20 protein-coding genes are annotated in these 24,509 nt (G+C 69.5%); 10 read left to right on the top strand and 10 right to left on the bottom strand.

Annotated features, from left to right (window positions below; genetic code table 11):
• Window positions 1–9 precede the first annotated feature (9 nt).
• Both CRM90_RS07215 and CRM90_RS07220 read right to left on the bottom strand, forming a co-directional pair.
• Entirely contained in the window at window positions 10–2,346 is a 2,337-nt protein-coding gene (locus tag CRM90_RS07215) for a Rossmann-fold NAD(P)-binding domain-containing protein (RefSeq protein WP_102806305.1), read from the bottom strand.
• Between the two features lie 88 nt (window positions 2,347–2,434).
• Complete coding sequence (locus tag CRM90_RS07220) at window positions 2,435–3,901, bottom strand: acetyl-CoA acetyltransferase (RefSeq protein WP_102806306.1); 1,467 nt, start codon at window positions 3,899–3,901, stop codon at window positions 2,435–2,437.
• A gap of 116 nt (window positions 3,902–4,017) precedes the next feature.
• Between CRM90_RS07220 and CRM90_RS07225 the strand changes: the two genes are divergently transcribed.
• The 3 genes from CRM90_RS07225 to CRM90_RS07235 all read left to right on the top strand — a co-directional run bounded on the left by CRM90_RS07225 (window position 4,018) and on the right by CRM90_RS07235 (window position 7,876).
• Window positions 4,018–4,764 carry an alpha/beta fold hydrolase gene (locus CRM90_RS07225; protein ID WP_102806307.1) on the top strand — a complete coding sequence of 249 codons (747 nt, stop codon included), beginning with the start codon at window positions 4,018–4,020 and terminating at the stop codon, window positions 4,762–4,764.
• A 91-nt stretch (window positions 4,765–4,855) separates the two neighbouring features.
• Entirely contained in the window at window positions 4,856–7,177 is a 2,322-nt protein-coding gene (locus CRM90_RS07230; RefSeq protein ID WP_102806308.1) for an arylsulfatase, read from the top strand.
• 153 nt (window positions 7,178–7,330) lie between these two features.
• The gene (locus CRM90_RS07235) at window positions 7,331–7,876 is read left to right on the top strand and encodes a hypothetical protein (protein WP_102806309.1); all 546 of its coding nucleotides are present in this window, start codon (window positions 7,331–7,333) and stop codon (window positions 7,874–7,876) included.
• A gap of 75 nt (window positions 7,877–7,951) precedes the next feature.
• Here the strand turns inward: CRM90_RS07235 and CRM90_RS07240 are convergent, their stop codons facing one another.
• Window positions 7,952–9,388 carry an aldehyde dehydrogenase gene (locus tag CRM90_RS07240; RefSeq protein ID WP_102806310.1) on the bottom strand — a complete coding sequence of 479 codons (1,437 nt, stop codon included), beginning with the start codon at window positions 9,386–9,388 and terminating at the stop codon, window positions 7,952–7,954.
• A complete protein-coding gene (locus tag CRM90_RS07245; RefSeq protein ID WP_233209205.1) occupies window positions 9,385–11,727 on the bottom strand; it encodes a CaiB/BaiF CoA transferase family protein in 2,343 nt (780 codons plus the stop codon). Before CRM90_RS07245 ends, CRM90_RS07240 begins: the two co-directional genes overlap by 4 nt.
• Window positions 11,728–11,821: 94 nt before the next feature.
• Between CRM90_RS07245 and CRM90_RS07250 the strand changes: the two genes are divergently transcribed.
• Window positions 11,822–14,248, top strand: a complete 2,427-nt coding sequence (locus CRM90_RS07250; RefSeq protein WP_102806312.1) for a phosphoketolase family protein — start codon at window positions 11,822–11,824, stop codon at window positions 14,246–14,248.
• A 45-nt stretch (window positions 14,249–14,293) separates the two neighbouring features.
• Window positions 14,294–15,058, top strand: coding sequence for a CPBP family intramembrane glutamic endopeptidase (locus CRM90_RS07255; RefSeq protein WP_102806313.1), 765 nt, complete (start codon window positions 14,294–14,296; stop codon window positions 15,056–15,058).
• On the opposite strand, the gene CRM90_RS07260 is transcribed toward CRM90_RS07255, so the two are convergent.
• A complete protein-coding gene (locus tag CRM90_RS07260) occupies window positions 15,050–15,628 on the bottom strand; it encodes a CGNR zinc finger domain-containing protein (protein ID WP_102806314.1) in 579 nt (192 codons plus the stop codon). The genes CRM90_RS07255 and CRM90_RS07260 overlap by 9 nt on opposite strands.
• A 122-nt stretch (window positions 15,629–15,750) precedes the next feature.
• Here CRM90_RS07260 and CRM90_RS07265 point away from each other — a divergent pair, with 122 nt between their 5' ends.
• Window positions 15,751–16,254: a hypothetical protein gene (locus tag CRM90_RS07265; RefSeq protein WP_102806315.1), complete on the top strand. Its 504-nt coding sequence runs from the start codon at window positions 15,751–15,753 to the stop codon at window positions 16,252–16,254.
• Window position 16,255: 1 nt separating this feature from the next.
• On the opposite strand, the gene CRM90_RS07270 is transcribed toward CRM90_RS07265, so the two are convergent.
• The 5 genes from CRM90_RS07270 to CRM90_RS07290 form a co-directional block, all read right to left on the bottom strand.
• Complete coding sequence (locus tag CRM90_RS07270) at window positions 16,256–17,260, bottom strand: zinc-binding alcohol dehydrogenase family protein (protein WP_102806316.1); 1,005 nt, start codon at window positions 17,258–17,260, stop codon at window positions 16,256–16,258.
• On the bottom strand, window positions 17,260–17,559 hold the full coding sequence (locus tag CRM90_RS07275) for a GlsB/YeaQ/YmgE family stress response membrane protein (RefSeq protein ID WP_102806317.1): 300 nt from the start codon (window positions 17,557–17,559) through the stop codon (window positions 17,260–17,262). Before CRM90_RS07275 ends, CRM90_RS07270 begins: the two co-directional genes overlap by 1 nt.
• 102 nt (window positions 17,560–17,661) lie before the next feature.
• Window positions 17,662–18,681, bottom strand: a complete 1,020-nt coding sequence (locus tag CRM90_RS07280) for an APA family fibronectin-binding glycoprotein (protein ID WP_102806318.1) — start codon at window positions 18,679–18,681, stop codon at window positions 17,662–17,664.
• 130 nt (window positions 18,682–18,811) lie between these two features.
• Complete coding sequence (locus tag CRM90_RS07285) at window positions 18,812–19,891, bottom strand: sulfate/molybdate ABC transporter ATP-binding protein (RefSeq protein ID WP_102806319.1); 1,080 nt, start codon at window positions 19,889–19,891, stop codon at window positions 18,812–18,814.
• The gene (locus CRM90_RS07290; RefSeq protein ID WP_199189810.1) at window positions 19,884–20,699 is read right to left on the bottom strand and encodes an ABC transporter permease; all 816 of its coding nucleotides are present in this window, start codon (window positions 20,697–20,699) and stop codon (window positions 19,884–19,886) included. The genes CRM90_RS07285 and CRM90_RS07290 overlap by 8 nt, the downstream gene beginning before the upstream one ends.
• Window positions 20,700–20,815: 116 nt before the next feature.
• Between CRM90_RS07290 and CRM90_RS07295 the strand changes: the two genes are divergently transcribed.
• The 4 genes from CRM90_RS07295 (at window position 20,816) to CRM90_RS07310 (ending at window position 24,438) form a co-directional block, all read left to right on the top strand.
• Window positions 20,816–21,487 (top strand): SDR family oxidoreductase, encoded by a 672-nt coding sequence (locus CRM90_RS07295; protein WP_102806320.1) that lies wholly within the window; start codon window positions 20,816–20,818, stop codon window positions 21,485–21,487.
• Window positions 21,488–21,529: 42 nt separating this feature from the next.
• Entirely contained in the window at window positions 21,530–22,459 is a 930-nt protein-coding gene (locus CRM90_RS07300; protein ID WP_102806321.1) for an LLM class F420-dependent oxidoreductase, read from the top strand.
• A 109-nt stretch (window positions 22,460–22,568) separates the two neighbouring features.
• Window positions 22,569–23,939: an NAD(P)/FAD-dependent oxidoreductase gene (locus CRM90_RS07305; RefSeq protein ID WP_083119089.1), complete on the top strand. Its 1,371-nt coding sequence runs from the start codon at window positions 22,569–22,571 to the stop codon at window positions 23,937–23,939.
• Window positions 23,940–24,048: 109 nt separating this feature from the next.
• Window positions 24,049–24,438, top strand: a complete 390-nt coding sequence (locus CRM90_RS07310; protein WP_102806322.1) for a heme-binding protein — start codon at window positions 24,049–24,051, stop codon at window positions 24,436–24,438.
• The last annotated feature ends 71 nt before the right edge of the window (window positions 24,439–24,509 follow it).

Here is a 24,509-nt window from a genome sequence, read left to right on the forward strand (position 1 = left end):
TATACCGCGTCACACCCGCACCACGTCGCAGGCAGGTGCCAGCACGGTGACCAGCCCGGCAGAACCGTCGACCCGGACCCGCATGCCGGTACACAACCCGGCGGCCACTCCGGCGATGAACGGAACACCGAAGTCAGCGGCGAACACGCTCACATCTCCCAGCGTGGCACCGCCGTCGGTCAGGACCGCGGCCGGTGTGCCCAGCAGCGCCACCGCGTCGATGTCGGCTGCGGAGACGACGGCGATGTCCTCCGCGCCCAGCCCGGCGTCGGCGGCCGAATCGACCACCCGGACCGTGCCTTCCACGACGCCGGGGAACAGTCCGGTTCCGTGCAGCTCGTCGGCGACCTGCGCGGGATCTGGTGCGGGAATCGGCGTCCAAAACCCGTCGATGACGGCGGGCAGCCGCACGGCCTGCAACCGCTCACGCTCGGCGATGCGACGTTTGATGCGCAGCCGGGTGTCGGCCGGGACCGCCAGTGCTTCATCGACGGTCAGCTCGAACACATCGTCGAGCACCGCGATCTTGTCCGCCGCCACCAGCCGGCGGCCCAATTCCCGTACCGCAAGCCGAAGTTGATGGGTGTACCGGAGGGTGGTGTCATAGGCCAGTACCCGGCAGGCCTGAGCGGCGGGAACCGTCGCATGGTCGTCGGCTCCTGAGCCGCGCACGCGGGTGGCCGCCGCAAGCAGTGCGTCCGGACGATCACCGAGCACCGGCGTTGCGAGCTCGACGGCCCCCGGCCCGCGGTGCCCCAGCTGGGCCAGTGCCGAGGAGAATGCGCTCGCCAACATCGGCGCACCGGTGCGGGTGGCCGCCATATCGCCGGACTCCAACGCGGCGCGCGCGTAGGGGTGGGCGCGCAACACCCGCGCCAGCGACGCGACCTCGGCGCCGACGCTCACCGGCTGATCCGCCCCGCTCAGCTGCGCCGGGGCCGCCTCGGCGAGCACGACCGCAAGCGCGCTCAACGTCCATCCCTCATGAACTCGGCTGCGCAGCAACCGGATTCGGGCATCCAGCTGCGCATCGCGCAGCAGCCCCAGCTTGGCTGTGTCGCGCCGTTCGGCGTCGGCGGCGTCGCGGTAGGCCCGCAGGTGACGGCCGAACATGCGGGCGCCGGCCTGCAGACGGCTCGCCGACATCGCGCCGGTGACCGCGGCGAGCGCAGCGGGTCTCGGCGTCGGCACATCGGCGGCGGCGCGCAATCGCCGCGACAGACCGGCCGCGCGGCCCGGAAGTCGAGGCTCGGCGGCCGCGAGGGCAGACGCGCCCAGATAGATCCGGTGGCCGAAGGACGCGACCAGACGGCTCTCCCATTCGCCGGCGACCGCACTGCGCAGATCCAGCAGCGCAGCCAGCGACCGGCCGGCGAGCCGCAACCCGCCCAGATGCAGATCCAGCGACATCGGGGTGAGCGGGCCTGCCGTGGCCTCACTCAGCGGGCCGGCCACGAACACCGGGAAACGCGGGTCGATCCGGTCATCGAATTCGCCGTCGGCGCCCTCGGGTGCGGATCGGCTGCCGGCCGCCCGCGCAACGGTGGTGACGGGCAACGGGACTCGCCCGGGTACCGCGAGCGCGCCGGCCACGCCGATCTTGCGGCCCTGCAGCCCGCGTACCGTATCGGCCACGGCATCGGTTGCGCCCCAGCCGCATTCGAATCTCCACTCGGTCCGCAGCGGGTCCAGGTCGAGCGGCGGACACAGCTGGGGCCAGCCCGACACCCCGCGCACCCTGGGATGCGGATCCACCCCGCCGAGGAGCCGGGCCGCGGAGCCGACGGTGGTGGTGTCCACCCCGGCCAGGTCGACGACACCGGTGCGCTCGGTGCCTGCGGCGAGAACCAGGAACCGGATCAGATCGTCGATGTGCAGCACATGAAGCGATCCGGTGGCGTCGGCATCCAGCAGGGCCGCGACCGAGCGGCAGACCAGGCCGTCGCTCTGCCGTCCCATCGGCGCGGCGATGCGCACCACGAGGTTCGGCGCCCAGCACGTGCTGACCAGGTCCTCCAGCTGCTGAGCGCCACGTGGACCCAACAGGGACAGCGACGGGAACACGATCCGCGCACCGCCGCGCGCGGCGGCGTCACAGACGCGGGCGATATCGGCGGGGCGGGTCAGATCACGCCCGCCGGCGGGCAGCGGAACGACCACGTCGGCTGCCTCCGCCAACCGGTAGAGCACCGGGTGGCTCAGCGCCGCGGCGACGAACTCGACGCCCGCATCCAGGTCGCGGTGCGGACGCTCGGCGATGCCGTCGACGTCATGGCCCGCGGCCAGCAGGCTCTGGGCGAGGGCGCGACCTAGCTCTCCGGTGACTTCCGTGAGCAAGATCCGCATGCCACGCCCCTAGTTCCCCCGTCGTGCTTCGACGAGAATAAGCAGGTCGCGGGGAAAAGATCGCCGTTTCGACCTCGCCAGAAGCCGATCAGGACAGGGTGGCCCGGCCGTCGGCGTGCACCCGGACCTTGGCGCCGGCGATGTCCTCGGCCACGGTGACCGCCGCCGCGTCGGCGTCGTCGACGATGGCCATCGCGCGGGAGTCGTCGGGGGTCCGGACCGCCAGGAAGGCCTTCTCCGGGCGGCCGTCGCGATCGAACGGGGTGGTCCAGGACTCGACGGTGCCCTCGCCCTCCCATTCGACCACCGCGGTACGGGTGGGTTCGCGGTCGACCTCGGACTGGACGTCCTCCCAGCGGAACGCCGCCGGCGGCGGGGTCGCGCTGTACACCCCGAAGCTGTGCTTGGTGAGGAAGCCGCCGTTGGCGGTGATGAGGCCGTAGGCCGCGGGGTCGTCGCGCAGCAACCCGGCCATGGTGGCGATGGAGTGCATGACGTAGTTGTTCCACGGGCCGCCGGCGAAGGTCAGCCCGCCGGTGACGGTCAACGGCCGCTGCGGGTCGTCAGTGGCCAGACCCAGTTCGTTGGCGGCCACCTGCACCGCCGACGGGAAGCAGGAGTAGACGTCGATGTGCGCCAGGTCGTCGACGCCGACCCCGGCGAGTTCGAGTGCGCGGCGCCCGGCGATCCGGATCGCGGGTGACCGATGCAGCTCGTGGCGTTCGGCCACCGAGTAGGTGTCATGCGAGTCGGTGCCCGCGTAGGGAAAGACCCATTGCTCGCGCGGGATCTGCAACGCGGCGGCCTTCTCGGCCGAGCACAGGATGACCACGGCGGCCTGGTTGACCATGTTGTTGGAGTTCATCAACTTCGGATACGGCCAGCTGATCATCCGGTTGTCCGGACCGGCCTGCCCGATCTCCTCGGCGCTGCGCGCCTCACGGCTCCACGCCTGCGGGTTGTCCGCGGCCACCGCGCTGAACCGCGACCACAGCTCCGCGACACGGCGCTGATGATCGGCCACACTCTCGCCGCGCGCGATCCGCAGCGCCTGCTCGAAGAGCGGATAGACGTGCGACGGCAGCAACAGCCCGATGCGTTCTTCGGCGGGGCTGGACATCGGGACCTCGTCCTCAGCGCCCGGCGGCACTGCGACGTCCTCACCCTGGCGGGTCCAGTCGGGCTTGATTCCCTTGGCCTGCATGCGCTTTCGATTGCGCCACGTCTCGCCGCCGGCGAGCAGGACCACCTCGGCGCGACCCTGCTGGATATCCAGGCAGGCCTGATTGACCAGGGACTGGGGCGTGTTGCCGCCCACACCGGTGTAGTAGGTCGAGGGATTGCGGCCGCCGATCCGCTGGCCCAGCAGCAGACCCGGGTCGCGGTAGCGCCACGACAGCAGGTTGACCACGCGGATGGCGTCGACGGCCTGCAGGACGGTCGAATCGGCGGCCTCGCGCGCGGCCGCAGCCATCAGGTCGACGGGTTCGATCTGCGCGTCGTCGCGCTGGTTGATCTGTCCCGCCGCGACCAATACCGGCGTCCGAGGATCCATCGACGGCTCCTATCTGTAGTCGTGACGGCGTTTGACGCCTGTCAAAACCTAGCATCGGTCAGCAGACGGCCAGATGGGCGGTTCTCCTCGGCGGACGGCCATGCCAGGATGACGCCATGACGGTCGTTCTGGTACATGGCAATCCGGAAACCGACGTGATCTGGGGCCCGCTGGTCGAGGCACTCGGTCGCGACGACGTGGTGCGGTTGTCGCCGCCCGGGTTCGGTGCGCCGCTGCCCGACGACTTCCCGGCGACGATGGTGGCCTACCGGGACTGGCTGATCGGCGAATTGGCGGGCTTCGACGATCCCGTCGACCTGGTCGGCCACGACTGGGGCGGCGGGCATGTGCTCAACGTCGTCATCCATCGCCCCGAACTCGTGCGCAGCTGGACCAGCGACATCATCGGTGTCATGCATCCCGACTATGTCTGGCATGACATGGCCCAGGTGTGGCAGACCCCGGGCGCCGGCGAAGAGGCCGTCGGAGCGATGGTCGCCGCCTCGCTCGAGGACCGGGTCGCCCTGCTGACCGGGATGGGCATCTCCGCGGCGGTCGCCACCGAACTGGCGCTGGCACACGGACCAGAGATGGGCCGGGCCATCCTGGCGCTGTACCGCTCGGCGGCGCAGCCCGCCGTTGCCGAGGCGGGCCGGATGCTGGTCAACGCCACCGCGCGTCCCGGCTTGGCGCTGTTGGCCACCGAAGACCACTTCGTCGGCTCCGAGGAGCAGCGCCGCGCCGCCGCCGAGCAGGCCGGCGCCCGGACCGAGGTGCTGGACGGGCTCGGCCACTGGTGGATGCTGCAGGATCCGGTGCGCGGTGCCACGGTGCTGACCGAGTTCTGGGACTCGCTGGACTGATCCCGGTCATTCCCCGGTAGAGCATCGCCGACGGTGCGAGCATGGCCGCATTGCGGCCGAGCAAGGAGCCGCCGATGCCGGGAGGATCATCATGGCCGAGCCGTTTCGTGGCGTCATCAACCTCGATATCCGGGACTCGGTCCCGGACTGGACGCCCTATCAGCTGAAGAAGGCCCCGGACGGCGCCCCCAACGTCCTGATCGTCCTCTACGACGACACCGGCCAGGCGGCCTGGTCGCCCTACGGCGGCCGGATCAACATGCCCACGCTGGACCGGTTGGCCGACAACGGCGTCACCTACACCCAGTGGCACACCACCGCGCTGTGTTCACCGACACGGTCGACCTTCCTGACCGGGCGCAATCACCATGTGAATCGCTGCGCGTCGATCACCGAGGGGTCGATGGGTTTCCCCGGGGCGGCCGGCCGCCTGCCCGCCGAGTGCGCCACCATCGGACAAGTGTTGCAGGACAACGGATTCGCCACGATGTGGCTCGGCAAGAACCACAACGTGCCGGTCGAGGACCTGTCGCCGGGCGGCAGCAAATCGGAGTGGCCGCTGTCGAAAGGCTTCGACCGGTTCTACGGCTTCCTCGGCGGCGAGACCAACCAGTGGTATCCGGACCTCATCGAGGACAACCACGCCATCGAGCCGCCCTACACCCCCGAAGAGGGTTACCACCTGTCCAAAGACCTTGCCGACCAAGCCATTCGGATGTTGCGCGACCTGCGCTCATCGGCACCGTCCAAGCCGTGGTTCATGTGGTTCTGCCCCGGCGCCAATCACGCCCCACACCACGCGCCACAGGACTACATCGACAAGTACAAGGGCGTGTTCGACGACGGCTACGAGGCTTATCGCGAGTGGGTGCTGGCGCGGATGATCGAGCGCGGTGTGGTGCCCGAGGGCACCGAACTGACGCCACTGAACCCGATGCCCGCCGAGGTCGCCAACGAGGCCGACTACGTGCGGCCCTGGGCCGAGCTCAACGAGGAGGAACGCAAGCTGTTCTGCCGGATGGCGGAGGTGTTCGCGGGTTTCTCCGAATACACCGATGCCCAGGTGGGGCGGATCGTCGACTTCCTGGAGCGCACCGGTCAGCTGGACAACACCCTGATCATGTACTGCGCCGACAACGGCGCCTCCGGGGAGGGCACCCCCAACGGGTCGGTCAACGAAAACAAGTTCTTCAACGGCTATCCCGACAGCCTGGAGGAGAACATGTCCTACTTCGACGAGCTCGGCAGCCCGGAGACCTACAACCACTACCCGACCGGCTGGGCGGTGGCCTTCTCCACTCCGTTCCAGATGTTCAAGCGCTACGCGCAGTTCGCCGGCGGCACCTGCGACCCCTTGGTCATCCACTGGCCCAACGGAATCAAGGCCAAAGGCGAGATGCGTCACCAGTATCACCACAGCACCGACATCGTGCCGACCATTCTCGAAGCGGTGGGTCTGCAGATGCCAACGGTGTATCGCGGCGTGGAGCAGTATCCGCTCAACGGGGTGTCGATGCGCTACAGCTTCGACGATCCCCACGCGCCTACCACCAAGAAACGGCAGTACTTCTCGATGCTGGGCACCCGCGGCATCTGGCAGGAGGGCTGGAAGGCAGCCGCCCTCCACGCACCGATCAGCGGCAAAGGACACTTCGACGCCGACGTCTGGGAGCTTTACCATGTCGACGACGACCGGGCCGAGGCCCGCAACCTCGCCGCAGAGCACCCTGAGAAACTCCAGGAACTCATCGACGCATGGTTCGCCGAAGCCGAAGCGAACTTCGTGCTGCCCCTTGACGATCGGCCGGCCGTCGAACAGATAACCGATGTGCGGCCGCAGAGCGAGCCGCCACGCTCACGCTATGTCTATTTCCCCGACACGGCGCCGGTGCCGGAATCGACAGCGGTGAACATCAGGGGCCGGTCCTACAAGATCATCGCCGATGTCGAGGTGACGCCGGAGTCGCAAGGCGTGATCTTCGCCCACGGTTCACGATTCGGTGGTCACACGCTGTTCATCAAGGACCGCAAGCTGCACTACGTCTACAACTTCCTCGGTATCAAACCCGAGCAGACCTTTGTCTCGGGTCCACTCGATCCCGGCCAGCTGACCCTCGGGGTCGAGTTCGTTCGCGAAGGCGCAGGCGAACATATGGAGTCGCTGGGTACCGCCAAGCTCTATGTCGAAGAACAGGTTGTGGCCGAGGGACCGATGCGGGCCCAGATCGGGCCGTTCACGCTGTGCGGCGACGGGCTGTGCGTCGGGTACGACAGTGCCGACCCGGTGAGCCGGTCCTACCCGCCGGGGTTCCCGTTCACCGGCGGTCGGATCCTGGGTGTGGCCGTCGACATCGGCGAGGACCAGTACCTCGACCTCGAAAAGGAAGCCGCGGCCGCTTTCGCCCGGGACTGACCGCGATTGCGAACGAACACGCCCGCAACCCGACCGGGTCTGCGGCGACACAGCATGATTTGTTTGCGCCCGTGATGGGTAAGCCAAAGCGTCCCCTAACAAGGAAGTGAGGGCCGCATGGCTGTGGGATCGGGAGTGATTTCAAGGGCCGCCATGACATTCGTCGGCGGTGCCGCGGTGTTGACGCTTGCCGTCGGCTGCGGCAGCAGCAATGACAACTCGAAGACGAGCACGTCGACCACCACGACGACGTCGCCCACCTCGTCGGTGGTTGTGACGACCAGTCCGGCCGCCGGTGACACCACAGCGCCTGGCGGCGTGACGGGCACGGCGCCCGGCGTGAACGGCGGCGCGGGCCCCGGCGGCGTGACGGGCACAGCGCCCGGCGTCGAGGGCGGCGCAGGCCCCGGCGGCGTGAGCGGCTCGGCACCCGGCGTGAACGGCGGCGCAGGCCCCGGCGGTGTCAGTGGCTCGGCGCCCGGCGTCGAGGGCGGCGCAGGCCCCGGCGGCGTGAGCGGCTCGGCACCCGGCGTGAACGGCGGCGCAGGCCCCGGCGGTGTCAGTGGCTCGGCGCCCGGCGTCGAGGGCGGCGCAGGCCCCGGCGGCGTGAGCGGCTCGGCACCCGGCGTCAGCGGTGGCGCAGGACCCGGCGGTGCCGGGGGTTGCGTGAACGGCGTCGGCTGCCTCGGAACCGGCTAGTACAGGCTAGTACCGGCTACACCAGCACCTGGCCGAGTGGCCATTCGCGACGTAGACCGCGTCGCGGGTGGCCACTCAGTCGTCTGCGGGTCCGACCCGGTAGATCGACTTGAGGGCGAAGAACGCGTCCAGCCCCTCCGGACCCAGTTCGCGGCCGATGCCGCTGGCCTTCACTCCCCCGAATGGCGCACGAAAGTCCAGCTGGTAGTCGTTGATTCCGACGGTGCCGGTACGCACCGCGCGCGCCACCTCGATGGCGCGCTCGTCGTCGGTCGACCACACCGTGCCGGCCAGACCGAACTCGCTGTCGTTGGCCAGCGCGACGGCCTCGTCGTCACCGTCGTACGGGATCACCGCGAGCACCGGACCGAAGATCTCCTCCTGGGCGATCCGATCGGCGTTGTCGACGTCGGCGAACACCGTCGGCGAGACGAACCAGCCGCGCGGCTGATCGGCCGGAACCGAGCCGCCCGCAACCAGTTTCGCCGAGCTTGCCTTCCCGGATTCGATGTAGCCCAGCACCCGGTCGCGTTGGCGGGCACTGACCAGCGGGCCGATATCGGTCGACTTGTCCAGGGGGTCACCGACGGTGAGTTCACCGACCATGCCGACGAGCGCGTCAAGCACCTCGCCGTAGCGTGATCGGGGTGCCAGGATCCGCGAACTGAGGTGGCAGGTCTGACCGTTGTTGACGAACGACGCGTTCCGCAGGCCCTTGATGGTGGCGTCGAGGTCGGCATCGTCGAGGATGATCGCCGCCGATTTCCCGCCCAGCTCCAGGGTGACCGGGCGCAGCAGCCGGCCGCACACCTCGCCGATCGCACGGCCGGCGACCGTCGACCCGGTGAACGTGACCTTGTCCACGCCTGGATGCGATACCAGGTAGGCGCCGGCCGCCGCGCCACCGGGAACGATGTTGAGCACGCCCGCAGGCAGCCCGGCCTCTTCCGCGGCTTGGGCGAACACCAAAGCGTCCAGCGCGGTTTCGGGAGCGGCCTTGAGCACCACCGTGCAGCCGGCCGCCAGCGCGGGCGCCAGCTTGAAGGCGGCGAGCGCCTGCGGATAGTTCCACGGCACGATCGCGGCCACCACACCGACGGCTTCCCGGCGCACGACGGTGTGCCCGATCATGCTCGGGCGGATCTCCTCGATCGGCGTTTCGGTGATCAGCTGCGCGTAGTAGCGCACCAGAGCGGCCGGGAAGCGCCCGTTGGCACCGCGCGACAACGACATGGGCATGCCGTTCTCGCGGCTCACCAGCTCGTCGGTGGACCGCGCGCGGCTCTCCAGGGCGGCAGCGAACGCGATGAGCAATTCGGCCCGGTGGTCGGGCGAGGCGGACTGCCACTGCCCGAGGGCGGCCCGTGCGGCGGCCACCGCGGCGTCGATCTCGGCCTCGGTGGCGCTGGCACCGTCGCCCAGCGGCTCGCCGGTCGCCGCTTCGATGACCGGCTGTACCTGGTCGGCCTTGCGGAACGTTCCGTCGACGAAAATCTGTGCGGCGGTGCTCATCTCATCGCTCCTGGAGTCTCGGCGGCCGCGGCGAACAGCACGCCGTCGGCGATCAGTCGGTCGATTTCGTCGGCCGTCATGTTCAGCACGTCGGAGCAGATCCGGCGGGTGTCTGCGCCGGGCAGCGGCGCGGGGCGCTGCGGTGCGGGCGGAATGTGGCGGTAGGGTGCCGGGCCTACCTCGGTCAGCAGCGGATGCTCGAGCAACGGATGGATCATGTCACTGAACACTTTTCGCACCGTCAGCTGCGGATCGTCGGCCAGGTCGGCGACCCGGTTCATCGGCCCGGCGGCCACCCCGGCGGCCTGCAGCGCCTCGGCAACCTGCAGTGGCGAGCGTTCCCTCGTCCAGTCGGGCAGTTCCGTGTGGCCGATGACGCGGGCCACCGCCTCGCGGTCGGCATCGGAACCAATGGACACCACGCACCATTCGTCATCTCCGGCGCACGCCAGCACCAGATGCGCGGCGGGATCCGGCTCGACGTGCCCGACTCCGGTGGCCGCGGCGGCCAGCGTGACGTAGAGGGTGTCGAGTTGGTTGATCGCGGCTTCGGCCTGCGACACGTGGGTCCTGGCGCCGACGCCGTCCCGCTCGCGGCGGATCAGTCCGGCGAGCGCCCCGATCGCACTGATCCGTCCCACGACATGGTCGGGGAAGATCGTTGTCGCGTCGTAGAACGCATGCCGCGCGGTGGGCGCGGGCGGCTCCTGCGACGTCCACAACCGGGTCACGCCGATCGTCGCGCGTACCAGCGGGCCGTACCCCAGGCGTTTGCTCCACGGTCCGGTGTCACCGAATGCGCTGCTTTCGGCCAGCACCAGGCCGGGATTGAGCTCACGCAGTCGTTCGGGGGAAAAGCCAAGGGCGGCAAGTGTTCCCGGCTTGAAGTTGGCGAACACCGCATCGGAGGCCGCCACCAGCCGGCCGAACACCTCGGCGCCTTCGGGGCTGCGCAGCTCCAGGCCCAGGCCGAGCTGGTTGCGATGGGCGCGGGCGAACGACTCGCTGATCTGCTGATCGGGACGCTTCTGGCGCAAGCCGTCGGGGTAGCCGGCGCTCTCGATTTTGATCACCTCGGCGCCGAGGTCGCCGAACAGCCGGCTGAGTTCACCGCCGGCGACGATGACACCGAGATCCAGCACCCGCACGCCGGCCAGCGGCCGGGCGCCCACCGCCTGGGTGGCATTCGGCGCGAATGGCGCTGCCGTCCAACGGGTGTCGCTGCCGTCCAACCCGGGGGCCGGTGTGCGGTAGCCGGCGTGGCTGCCGTCGACCACCCAGTAGCCGGCCGGTACCCGAGCCGTCACACCCGGCGCCAGCTCGGTGTCCAGCAGCGCCCCCACCTCGGTGAGATGCTCGGACTCCAGCGCTTGCGACGGTGTCAGCACCGCGGCGATCGGCACACCGTGTGCCTGACCCTCGGCAACCAGCTGAGCCATCGTCTTGCCGGCGAACAGCGCGGCCATCAACTGACCGAGCTCACCGAAGGCTTTGGTGCGGGCGGCAATCGAGTCGAAAACCGGGTCCTGGAACTGTTCGGGCTCCCCCAGCCACGCCCGCATGCCGCGCCACTGCCGGGGCGCCAGCACACAGATCCGCACGTAGCCGTCGCGGCAGGCGAAAATGGGATACGAATCCTGATTTCGCGGTCTGCCGCGCCAGCGCTCGGCCGCGTTGCGGGCGGTCGCGGCCTGACCCTGCGTCCCGAACGGCGGATCCAAGGCCAGCACCACCGCGTCGTACCGGGAGAAATCGATGTAATCGCCTGTCCCGCAGCGTAACCGGTTGAAGTACGCCACCAGGACCGCCCACGCCGCCTGCACGGCGGCGGTCGTGGAGGCGATACCGTCCGGAGGCAGCACCGGTGTGCCCGTCATCGGCCCCGACCGCGACAGCGCGGTGGACATCGCGTAGAGCACCGCGTCGCTGGCCCGCCAGGACGCCCGTGGCCCCTCGGCGCCGAAGTCGGTGACCGTCATCGCGACCAGCTGCGGGAACTGGTCGGCCAGCGCGACGCATGAGGTGCCGAACGCCGCCGCCAACCCAGGGGTCCCGCTGTCGATGAGGATGTCCGCCTCGCCGGCCAGCTCGACGAGCCGGCGCCGGTCGGCCTCGGCGGCGGGATCGAGCACCAGGCTGCGTTTGTTCGCGTTGTGCAGTGCGAACGGGATACTGACACCGTCGAGGCTGGGCAACGCCCGGCGGGCGGGGCTACCTCCCGGCGCCTCGACCTTGATGACATCGGCGCCGAGGTCGGCCAGCAGCCGGGTGACCGGGTCCCCGGTCTGGTCGCACAGGTCGAGCACCCGCACGCCGGCGAGCAGTGCGGGAGCGGTCACGAGTCCATCGCCAAGCCGAGCACGTCGGACAGCGTAGTAGTGAACAATCGGTGCCCCGGCAGCGCGGTCGCCGCGATCAGGGTTTGATGGACCCATGGACTCGCTGAGCGAAGAGACCATTGACCAACTCGACGGCTGGTGGCGGGCAGCCAATTACCTCTCGGTCGGACAGATCTATCTGTTGGACAATCCCCTGCTGCGCACTCCGCTGAGCCGCGAGGACGTCAAGCCCCGCCTGCTCGGCCACTGGGGCACCACCCCGGGCCTGAACTTCCTCTACGCGCACCTCAACCGCGCCATCAAAGCGCGCGAGCAGTCGACGGTGTACGTCACCGGACCTGGTCACGGCGGCCCCGGCCTGGTGGCCAACGCCTACCTGGACGGCACCTACACCGAGACCTACCCCGACATCACCCGGGATGCCGAGGGCCTGCGCCGGCTGTTCCGCCAGTTCTCGTTCCCCGGTGGCATCCCCTCCCACGTCGCACCGGAGACACCCGGGTCGATCCACGAGGGCGGCGAACTCGGCTACGCGCTGTCGCATGCCTACGGCGCGGCGTTCGACAATCCGGACCTGCTGGTCGTCGCGGTGGTCGGCGACGGCGAGGCCGAGACCGGTGCGCTGGCCACCAGCTGGCACTCCAACAAGTTCGTCAACACCGCCCACGACGGTGTGGTGCTGCCGATCCTGCACCTCAACGGCTACAAGATCGCCAACCCCACAGTGCTGGCGCGCATCCCCGACGACGAATTACGCAGCCTCATGGTCGGATTCGGCCACCAGCCCTACTTCTTCGAGGTGACCGAGGACGCCGCGGCCGATCACGCCGATGCGCACCGCCGGTTCGCCGCACTTCTCGACGAGGTGCTGGACCGGATCGCCGAAATCAAAGCCTCGCCCTCGGAGGACCGGCCGGCCTGGCCGATGATCGTGTTCCGCACGCCCAAGGGATGGACCGGGCCGGCCTACATCGACGGCAAGAAGACCACCGGATCGTGGCGCGCGCACCAGGTTCCGCTGGCCAGCGCGCGGGACACCCCCGAGCATCTGCAGGTGCTGGCCGACTGGCTGGCGTCCTACCGCGCCGAGGAGCTCTTCGACGCCGACGGCACGTTGGACCCGCGTATCGCCGCGCTGGCGCCGGAGGGTCAGCTACGGATGAGCGACAACCCGCACACCAACGGCGGCTTGTTGCTCAAAGACCTTCGGCTGCCCGACTTTCGGACGTTCGGGGTGGACGTGCCCGCACCGGGCGCCACGGTCGCCGAGGCCACCCGGGTGCTCGGCCAGTGGTTGACCGAGGTGATCCGGCTCAACCCGGACAACTTCCGGATCTTCGGGCCCGACGAGACGGCGTCCAACCGGTTGCAGGCGGTCTTCGACGTGACCGACAAACAGTGGAGTGCCGAACTGCTCGGCCCCGAGGTCGACGAACATCTGGCCCGCGCAGGGCGAGTGATGGAGATGCTCTCCGAACACCAGTGTCAAGGCTGGCTGGAGGGTTACCTGCTGACCGGCAGGCACGGGCTGTTCAACTGCTACGAGGCGTTCATCCACATCATCGACTCGATGTTCAACCAGCACGCCAAATGGCTGAAGGTGACCAACCACATCCCGTGGCGCCGACCGATCGCCAGCCTGAATTACCTGCTGTCCAGCCATGTTTGGCGCCAAGACCACAACGGCTTCAGCCATCAGGACCCAGGGTTCATCGACCACGTCGTCAACAAGCGGGCCGAGGTGGTGCGGGTGTACCTGCCGCCGGATGCCAACACCCTGCTGTCCACCTACGACCACTGCCTGCGCTCACGCCAGTACGTCAACGTCGTCGTCGCAGGCAAGCAGCCGCACCCCAACTTCCTCACCATGGAGGAGGCGATCGCGCACTGCACCCGCGGCCTGGGCATCTGGGAGTGGGCCGGCAACGAGACGGTCGGGGAAGATCCGGACGTGGTGATCGCGGCCGCCGGTGACGTCCCGACGCTGGAGGCGCTGGCCGCCGTCGACCTACTGCGCCAGCATCTGCCGGAGCTGCGGGTCCGGTTCGTCAACGTCGTCGACCTGATGCGACTGCAGGACGACACCGAGCATCCGCACGGGCTGTCGAGCCGGGCCTTCGACGGGATCTTCACCGCGGACAAGCCGGTGATCTTCGCCTATCACGGCTACCCCTGGCTGATCCACCGGCTGACCTACCGCCGCAGCAACGACAGCCGCATCCATGTTCGCGGCTACAAGGAAGAGGGCACCACCACGACACCGTTCGACATGGTGATGCTCAACGACCTGGACCGCTTCCACCTGGTCATCGACGTCATCGATCGGGTGCCGCAGCTGCAGTCGAGCTGCGCCACACTGCGCCAGGAGATGGTCGACAAGCGCCTCGCCGCCCGCGAATACACCCGGACCCACGGCGACGACATCCCCGAAGTACGCGACTGGGTGTGGCCGGATGCGCGCGGCGAGCAGACCGGTGCGGCGGTCGACGCCACCGCCGCGACCGGCGGTGACAACGAGTAGATCTTTGCTGGGGTACCGGTGAGCGCGGGTACACTCGGGCGGGTTATGTCTGAGCACAGCGCGGCGGCCGCGCCTCCCCACCCCCATGCGTTGCAGCTGGCCGCCCTGCACCACTTCCGCGTCTACGTCGATATCGGCGTCGTCGTCGTCGTGCTCGCCATGAGCAACCTGCTCGCCCACTTCACCACGCCATGGGCGAACATCGCCGTGGTGCCCGCCGCGGCCGCCGGCCTGCTGGTGCTGGTGCGCTCCCGCGGATTGGGCTGGGCGGAACTGGGATTGGGCCGCGAGCACTGGAAGTCCGGCGCGCTCTACGCGCTGGGCGCGGTGCTCCTGGTGCTGACCGTGATCGCCGTCGGCGCGCTGCTCCCCTGGACCCGCCCGATGTTCTTGAACAACCACTACGCGACGCTGTCCGGTGCTTTGGTCGCCTCGATGATCATCATCCCGCTGCAGACCGTCATCCCCGAGGAGCTGGCCTTCCGGGGCGTGCTGCACGGCGCCCTCGACCGGGCCTGGGGTTTTCGGGGCGTTGCCGCCGCCGGGTCGTTGCTGTTCGGGCTGTGGCACGTCGCCAGCTCACTGGGCTTGACCAGCAGTAACGTCGGTTTCACGCGCCTGTTCGGCGGCGGGTTCCTGGGCATGCTCGCCGGGGTGGTGATGGCGGTGCTGGCCACCGGTGCGGCCGGCTTCGCGTTCACCTGGCTGCGGCGGCGCAGCGGGAGCCTGATCGCGCCGATCGCGTTGCATTGGTCACTCAACGGCCTCGGTGCGCTGGCCGCCGCGCTGGTCTGGCACCTGTCAACCTGAGGTTCGGCTGCGCCGCGCGCGGAACTCCCGGTTCTTGAGCTTGTTGCCGCAGGTCGCCATATCGCACCAAGTCCCGCCGTGGTTTCGCGAGCGGTCGTAGAACGCCCACCGGCAGTTCGCGTTGCCGCATGCCTTCAGCTGCGCCCAGGTCCCGTCGCGCTGAGCTTCCGAGACGATCAGCAGCAGCGATAGCAGCCGCCCCGCCAGCGAGCCGGCGTCGGCGGCCACGTCGAGCGCGCCGTCGGAGCGCAGGTGCACCCGCGCGGTGGCGGTATCGGCGATCCGGCTCAGCGGCCGCAGGTCGTCGGGGGTCGGCGCGGGGCCGCCCGCGTTGTGCACCAGCAGAGCGCGCAGGGCTTCCCGTACCCCACGGATCTCGTCCAATTCCTGCGGCGTGACAGTCCCGTCGGCCGTCAGCAGGCCGTGAGATCGCAACCAGGGCTCGGCGTCGCCGGCGCCGGCCAGCCGGTCCGCGCCGGATTCCAGGTCGGCGGTGTTGACCAGCGCCTGGACCCGGGCGAGCGGCTCGGGCGCCGGCTTGCTCTCGGGGTCTGCCAGCCAGTCGGCCATGGCGTCGAGTGTAGGTACGAGTGACCATCAAAACAACTTGACCGGTCATGAATGACCGGTGTAACGTTTTGGATGGTCATTTAGAGTGAGGCAACGAGGCCTGCTCGGAACAGGAAACGCCCATGGGGCTCAACCAATTTCACGACAACTTCGGCGAGATTAACACCCGGCTCACGGGCGGCCCCGACGCCCCCGCGCCGGCGTCGTCACATCAGGACGCGACAGTCAGCGCGCGGCTGCGGGCACGACTTTTCGCCGGCCGGCTCGACCGCGACGTCGACGACGGCATCGCACCACTGCCCGGCAGCCCACTGGCGGTCCACATGGCGCGGCTGACCTCGATCCCCGAACGCGAAGCACTCGCCCGCAGCCTGCGCCAAGCCCTGGGCGACCTGCACCGCGACCGGCCGGCAATCTCGTCGCACATCCCGGTGCATCCGCAGCGGTTGGCAACCTGCCGCGACGTGGTCGACGACATCACCCTGCGACTGCACGCCCCGCAACCGGTGCGGGCGCGCGGCATGGCCCGGCTGCGGATCCTGCTGTCCGACGGAACCGGTCCGCTGTACCGCAGCGGGCGGGGCAGCCTGGCCGCGGGCCTGCGCGGAGTCCTGGCCGCCCTCTGAGTCAGGGCAGCAGGACCGCCGCCCCCGCGATCCGACCCTCGGCCAGGTCGGTCAGGGCCCGGTCAGCTTGTCCGAGCGGATATTCCGGCGTCGTGACCTCGATGCGGTGCCGGCCCGCGAAGGCAAGGAACTCGCGGGCGTCGGCGCGGGTGTTCGACGACACCGACCGGACCTGGCGTTCCTGGAACAGGTGTCGCTGATAGTTCAGGGCCGGGATGTCGCTGAGGTGAATGCCTGCGATAGCGAGCGTCCCGCCGCGATCGAGCGCCTCGAGGGCAGGCAGCACCAGGTCGCCGACCGGGGCGAACAAGATCGCCGCGTCCAGCGGGACCGGCGGCGGGTCGGCCGCTCCCTGCGCGGACGCCACCCCCAGGCTCAGTGCCAGCTCCTGCGCCTCGGTGCCGCGCGTCATGACGTGGACCTCGGCGCCCTGCGCCAGCGCCACCTGCGCGGTGATGTGGGCGCTGCCGCCGAACCCGTAGAGGCCCAGCCGTCCCCCGGGTGGGAGCTCGGCGCGCAGCAGCGACCGGTAGCCGATGATTCCGGCGCACAGCAGCGGCGCCAGTTCGCTGTCGGTATAGCCGTCCGGCAGTCGATGGGCGAAATCAGCTGGCACAGTGGCGAAGTCGGCATATCCGCCGTCGGCGTCCCACCCCGTGTAGCGCGAGTTCGGGCATAGGTTCTCCGCGCCTCGGCGGCAGTACTGGCACACCCCGCAGGTGTGGCGCAGCCACGCGATGCCGACCCGGTCGCCGGTGGCGAATTCCGCACCCACGTCGGATCCGACCTCGATGACCTCGCCGACCACCTCGTGCCCGGGTGTGACATGTGGGCGGTGCACGGCCAGGTCGCCCTCGGTGACATGCAGGTCGGTGCGGCAGACGCCGCAGGCCAGCACGGCCACCAGCAGTTCGCCGGACGCGGGCCGCGGAACGGCTGCGGCACTGTCCAACTCCAGCGGGTGAGTGCGCATCGGCCCGGGCCGACGTACCCGCCAGGCGCGCATTAGGTCTTGCGGACCATGCCGACGATCCAGAGCAGGATCACCGAGCCCAGGACCGCGGTGAACAGGGTGAACCACCATCCGCCCGCCGCGGTGTCCAGGAAGAAGCTCAGCAGGAATCCGCCGACGAGCGCGCCCACGATCCCGATGACGATGTTCATCAGGATGCCCGAGCTGCCGCCCTTGACGATCTTGCCGGCGATCCAGCCCGCCAGCGCGCCGATGATGATGTAGCCGATCCAGCCGACGCTGGTCAGCGTCGTCGAACGGGCGAGGAATTCAGTCGCTGCAACCATGTCCATGACGGTCTCCTCAGGTTGGCTGGCCAGCGCGAATGCCGACCGCTATCCCTTTGGTATACGCCTGGCAGGTAACGATTGGCCGCATCAAACGGCCACGATCACCTATTGGCCGGGCGTCATCCCGGGAACCGGCGTCTCCACCGGGACCGGAACACCGAGCGGGATGCGCCCTCCCGCGGCGGGCGGCGGCGCGTTCGGATCAGCCACCGGCGCGTTGGGATCCCCCGCCGGCGGCGGCGGCGGCGCCGTGTACGGCCGGATCGACTCGGCGAGCGCCTTGGCGGCGGCCGGATCGATCGGATCCTTGGCGGTGCCCAGCCACACCACGAACCAGCGCTGGTTGCGCTGATCGCGCGGCGCGTTCGGGACGGACGTGCCGACCACACCGGCCCAGATCTGGCCGTTCGGCTTGGTGGTGTCGGTGAACTTCACGTCGTAGGACGAGAAGTAGCCCGGCATGTCACCGGCCTGTAGCGCGCCGCTCTGCTGGTTGAGCCGGACGCCGGGGAACGGCATGAAGAACTCGCCCATGTCCGACGCCAGCCGGATAGCGGCCTTGCTGTTGTCCTGCTCGGCGCCGGCGAACAGCTTCAGGTCCAGCCGGCCGAGGATGACGCTGGTGTCGTTGGCGGTCGGGGCGGGCTGGCCGTTCTCCGCTGGTGCGGTGGTCTTGCTCAGCAGCGCCTGGCCATAGTTGAGCCGCGACGCGTCTGACACCACCCAGCCGGCCGGAAGCAGGTAACTGAAGCCACCCGACGCGTTGGGGATCCGACCGGGCTCCAGCGGTGCCGGCGGCGGCGGGGCGTTCGGGTCGGCCGGCGGCGGGGGCGGTGCGTTCGGGTCCGCGGGCGGCGGCGGCGGCGCGTTGGGATCGGCCGGCGGCGGCGCGTTCGGGTCCGCGGGCGGCGGCGGCGCGTTGGGATCGGCCGGCGGCGGGGGCGGCGCGTTGGGATCCGCGGGCGGCGGTGCGGGTGCCGCCGTGGTGGGTGTCGGCGTCGCGGGATCCGCGACTGCGGTCGACGACGGCAGGGCGATCGTGACGGCGGTGGCGGCGGTCACCGCGGTGACCGCGAACGCCGTCCACAGGCCTGGCCGTCGCGAAATCGAGTCCGGCTGCGTCATGGCGATGAACCTACCGTGTTACGGCCGTGACGCAAGTGTGGCCTGCTCACGATGTGGCGCCCTGTAACGCTGTTGCGAGCTTACAAAATCGGCCAACAATGCAGGTCCGCGACGCGTCTCCGACGCGTCGTCAGCGCGCTGCGGGGTGCAAGGCGACCTCCTGTGCCTTCACTGTGAACCACACCGGGTCGCCCGCGGCCAGCCGCAGGGCGGCTGCCGACTCCGCGGTGATGTCGGCCGCCAGGCCGGGCGCGCCGTCGGCCTGTTCCTGGCCGCGCACCCGCACCCGCCTGCCGTCGGCGTCGAGCTCCGCGACCCGGATCTGGACGCTGTTGCGCGGGCTGCCGTGCGGCAGCTCGCGGTACACCGCGACCGCCGCCGGGGTGAACACCGCGACCAGTGCCCCGCTGCCGGAGGGTGGGACGGCGTGCCTGCCGTGCCACAGCGTCCCGTCCGCGGCACGCACGGCGTCCGGGCCCGCCGCCACCCCCCGCACGACGTTCACGCCGGCGATGCGGGCGCCGAACGTGCTGCGCGGGGCCGCCAGCACGTCGCCGACCGCGCCGATCTCGGCGACGCCGCCGGCGTCGAGCACCATCACCCGGTCCGCCAGCGTCAGCACGTCGAGCAGGTCGTGGGTGATCAGTACCGTCGCCCGGCCGGCAGAGGACACCCGCCGCAACACCGCCCGCACCGACGCGGCCACCGCGACATCGAGTCCGGCCAGCGGCTCGTCGAGCAGCAGCACCTCCGGTTCGGCGGCCAGCGCCCGGGCGATCGCCACCCGCTGCGCCTGCCCGCCGGAGAGCTGATCCGGCTTGCGGTCGGCGAGGTCGGTCAGCCCCACCTCGGCCAGCCACTGCGCGGCGGCCTGCCACGCCACCGCCCGGCCCGCCCCGCGACTGCGCGGGGCGAACGCCACATTGGCCTGCACATTCAGATGCGGAAACAACAGCGGATCTTGCAGCAGAAGGCCCACGCGACGGTCATGGGTGGGCACCGATATCCCCGCAGCGGTGTCGGTCAGGGTGCGGCCGCCCACCCGGACCAGGCCCGAATCCGGCTGCAACAGGCCGGCGATCACGTGCAGCGTGGTGGACTTACCGGCACCGTTGGGCCCCAGGATGGCCAGCACATCCCCGGCGGCGACCTCGAATGCCACCTCATACGAGCGGTCGGCCACCGCGGCCGCGAACTGCAACTCAGCCATTGCCGGTCCAGCCGGACAGCCGTCGCGCCCCGAGACCCAGCACCACGACTGCTGCGACGACGACCAGCAGCAGCGACAATGCGACCGCGGCGTCGGCGTCGCTCTCGCGCTGCAGATAGATCTCCAGCGGCAGTGTCCTGGTGACCCCCTGCCGGGACCCCGCGAAGGTCAGGGTGGCCCCGAACTCGCCGAGCGAACGGGCGAAGGCCAGCACGGCACCGGAGACCAGGCCGGGCGTCAGCAGCGGAAGCGTCACCCGCCACCACACAGTCGCCGGCCTCGCCCCCAGCGTCGCCGCCACGATGTCGTAGTCGGAGCCCGCGGTGCGAGCCGCACCCTCCAGCGCGATCACCAGGAAGGGCAGCGAGACGAAGGTCTGCGCCAGCACCACCGCGGTGGTGGTGAACGCGATCCGGATGCCCGCCGCCTCCAGGTAGCTGCCCAGCAGACCGAGCCTGCCGAAGGCGTACAGCAACGCGATACCGCCGACCACCGGCGGCAACACCAGTGGCAGCAGGATCAGCGGTCGCAGCGTCCGGACGATTCGGTCGTCGTTGCGGGCCAGCACCAGCGCCATCGGCACACCCACGATCAGGCACATCGCCGTGCTGGCCGCCGCGGTGCGCAGGCTCAGCAGCAGCGCGGCCCGTGACGGCGCACTGCTGATCAGGGACCAGAAGTTCGTCCAGTCGACCTTGACCGCCATCGCCACCAGGGGCAGCACCACGAAGGCTGCACCCAGCGCTGCCGGCACATAGACCCACCGCGGCAGCGGCGGCTGCGTCCGGTGCGCCCGGCTGCGCTTCACCCGACACACCCTAGGGCGAAACGCGATGTCGTGTCCGGATCGTGTCGGCGCGGCATTGGCCTCTTTAGCTACCGTCCAGTAACATTTCGCTGTAATCCAACAAGGAGGTTGACGGGATGGACGTGCTGGTCACCGGAGGTGACACCGAACTGGGTCGGACGATTGCGGAGGGTTTCCGCGACGCCGGCCACAAGGTCGTCATCAGCGGGGCACGCCGCGATGATCTCGAGGTGGCCGCCAAGGAACTCGACGTCGACGCGATCGTGTGCGACGCCACCGACGCGGAGACCCTCGGTGGGCTGCGCAGCGAGTTCCCGCACCATCTGGACACCATCGTTCACGTGCCCGCGCCCGCCTGGGTCGGCGGCGACCCCCGCACCTTCAGCCTGAGCGACACCGCGAAGGCCTGGCGCACCGCGCTGGACGCCACCGTCCTGTCCGCCGTGCTGCTGGTGCAGAACATCGGTGACCATCTGCGTTCGGGCGGATCCATCGTCACGGTGGTGCCGGACAATCCTCGCGATGGCGGCGCCGACGCCGCGGTCAAGGCCGCACTGTCGAATTGGACTGCAGGACAAGCGGATTACTTCGGCACCCGCGGGATCACCGTCAACACGGTGGCGTGCGGGCGCAGCGCCGAGCCGTCCTACGACGGGCTGTCGAGCACCCCGCCGTCGGTGGCGGCCGAGATCGCCCGCCTCGCACTGTTCCTGACCACGCCCGCGGCCCGGCACATCACCGGCCAGACCGTGCACGTGGGCCGGGGCGCGCTCGCCAACTTCGGCTGACGGTTCACCTGTAGTTCGCCGTCGCGGGCTAACGTCGAATCCGTGACGATTCGACTCGGGATTCAGATCCCCAATTTCTCCTACGGCACCGGTGTCGCCGAGTTGTTCCCGACGGTCATCGCGCAGGCGCAGGAAGCCGAAGCGGCCGGCGCCGACGCCGTCTTCGTGATGGATCACCTCTATCAGCTGCCCAGCCTCGGTGCGCCCGAGGAGCCGATGCTGGAGGCCTACACCACGCTCGGCGCGCTGGCCAACGCCACGCAGCGGGTGCAGCTCGGCACATTGGTCACCGGCAACACCTACCGCAACCCCACGCTGCTGGCCAAGGCCATCACCACCCTGGACGTGATCAGCCAGGGCCGGGCCATCCTGGGCATCGGCACCGGCTGGTTCGAACTCGAACACGACTCACTGGGCTACGAGTTCGGCACCTTCACCGACCGGTTCAACAAGCTGCACGAGGCATTGGACATCATCCTGCCGATGCTCAAAGGCGAGCGGGTGACAGTGGACGGCACGTACTACCGAACCCAGGAGGCGTTCGCCAACCCGCGGTTCCGCGACCACATCCCGCTGATGATCGGCGGCACCGGCGAGAAGAAGACAATTCCGTTGGCCGCCAAGCACTTCGACCACCTCAACCTGGTCTGCGGCTTCGACGAGCTCGCCCGCAAGATCCAGGTGAAGAACGAGCAGTGCGAGCAGATCGGCCGCGACCCGAGCGAGCTCGAGACCAGCATGCTCGTCTTCGGTCTGATCGACGAGAACATCACCGAAGACTTCATCCCCGCCGACGTCAAGCAGCGCGCGGTCTGGGGACCCCCCGAGCAGATCGCCGACCAGATCAAGACCAAGGTGCTCGACGCCGGCGTCGACGGCGTCATCCTCAGTCCGGTCACCCACCTGGACGGTTACCACCCCGGCCGGATCACCGCCGTCGCGGAGGCGGTGCGCCCGCTGCTCGGCGGGTAGCCCCCGGTAGGTGGTCCACATCACCCGATTGGCCCGGGTATGGGTGAGAAACCCGTTGCCCGGGCGACTACCGTAGTAGGTGTCCTGTGCAAGTCGTTGAGGAGCAGAAATGACCCACCCCGGTGCCACCCCATCGGATAAGCACAAGGTCGTCATCATCGGTTCTGGGTTCGGCGGCCTGAACGCCGCCAAGCAGCTCAAACGAGCCGACGTCGACATCAAGCTGATCGCCAAGACCACCCACCACCTGTTCCAGCCGCTGCTGTACCAGGTGGCGACGGGCATCATCTCGGAAGGCGAGATCGCCCCGCCGACCCGCGTGGTGCTGCGCGACCAGCAGAACTGTCAGGTCCTGCTCGGCGAGGTCACCAACGTCGACCTGGCCAACAAGACCGTCGACTCGATCCTGCTGGGTCACACCTACCGCACCCCGTACGACACGTTGATCGTCGCCGCCGGGGCGGGTCAGTCCTACTTCGGCAATGACCACTTCGCCGAGTGGGCCCCCGGCATGAAGACCATCGACGACGCGCTGGAACTGCGCGGCCGCATCCTGGGTGCCTTCGAACAGGCCGAACGCTCGAGCGACCCGGTGCGCCGGGAGAAGCTGCTGACCTTCGTCGTCGTCGGCGCCGGCCCCACCGGTGTGGAGATGGCCGGGCAGATCGCCGAGCTCGCCGACCACACCCTCAAGGGTGCGTTCCGCCACATCGACTCCACCCGGGCCCGGGTGATCCTGCTCGACGCCGCCCCGGCCGTGCTGCCCCCGATGGGCGAAAAGCTCGGCAAGAAGGCCGCTGACCGGCTGGAGAAGCTGGGCGTGGAGATCCAGCTGGGGGCGATGGTCACCGACGTCGACCGCAACGGCATCACCGTCAAGCGCGGCGACGGCAGCCTCGACCGCATCGAATGCGCCACCAAGGTGTGGTCGGCCGGTGTGTCGGCCAGCCCGCTGGGCAAGATCATCGCCGACCAGTCCGGCGCCGAGATCGACCGGGCCGGCCGCGTCAAGGTGCTGCCCGACCTCACCGTTCCGGGCAACCCGAACGTGTTCGTGGTCGGCGACATGGCCTTCGTCGAGGGCGTGCCCGGTATGGCGCAGGGCGCCATCCAGGGCGCCAAGTACGCCGCCAAGCTGATCAAGGCCGAACTGAAGGGCGCCGACCCGGCGGCCCGCGAGCCGTTCCAGTACTTCGACAAGGGCTCGATGGCCACGGTCTCGCGGTACTCGGCCGTGGCCAAGGTGGGCAAGATCGAGTTCGGCGGCTTCATCGCCTGGCTGGCCTGGTTGTTCCTGCACCTGATCTATCTCGTCGGGTTCAAGGCACGGCTCACCACGTCGTTGTCGTGGATCAGCACCTTCATCGGCAGCCACCGCGGACAGCTGACGATCACCGAGCAGCAGGCCTACGCCCGGACCAGGATCGAGCAACTCGAAGAGATCGCGGCCACCGTCGAGGACGAGAAAGCCGCCAGCTGACCGCGCCTGCGCTACTGGGAGTTGCCCGCGAGCGCAGGCGAAATGAACGTGTTCAGCCACCGGCTGCCTTAGCATGATCGGCGAGACAGTCTGACTACAAGGGGGCTCGATGACATCCAATCGTTCCGTGCGTCGCGCGGCTGCGGCAGCGATCGGCGCCGGCGCGGTGTTGCTCAGCGTGGCCGGCCCGGCTTCGGTGATCTTGGCCGGCCCGGCCGCGGCGGACCCGCCGCCCAACTGCACCACCGCGGACATGACCGGAATCATGGCCGGCGTGTCGGCGGCGATGTCGAACTATCTGTTCACACACCCGGACGTCAACGGGTTCTTCACCGGCCTGCAGGGGCTGCCGAAGGATCAGGTCAAGGTTCAGACGCAGCAGTATCTCGACGCCAACCCGCAGATCCGCGCCGAGCTGGATGGCATCCGCCAGCCGTCGACCGATTTCCGCAACCGCTGCGGACTCATTCAGCGCCCGCTGGCACCCGGCGTGATCTAGCCGCGCCCCGGCGCGGTCCCACGTTCGTCGCACGCTGCGCCCTAAGGTGGTCGGCGTGGTCGTGAAGCCCG

Origin of the sequence: Mycobacterium sp. ENV421, from assembly GCF_002887815.1 — a bacterium.
Lineage (GTDB): Bacteria > Actinomycetota > Actinomycetes > Mycobacteriales > Mycobacteriaceae > Mycobacterium.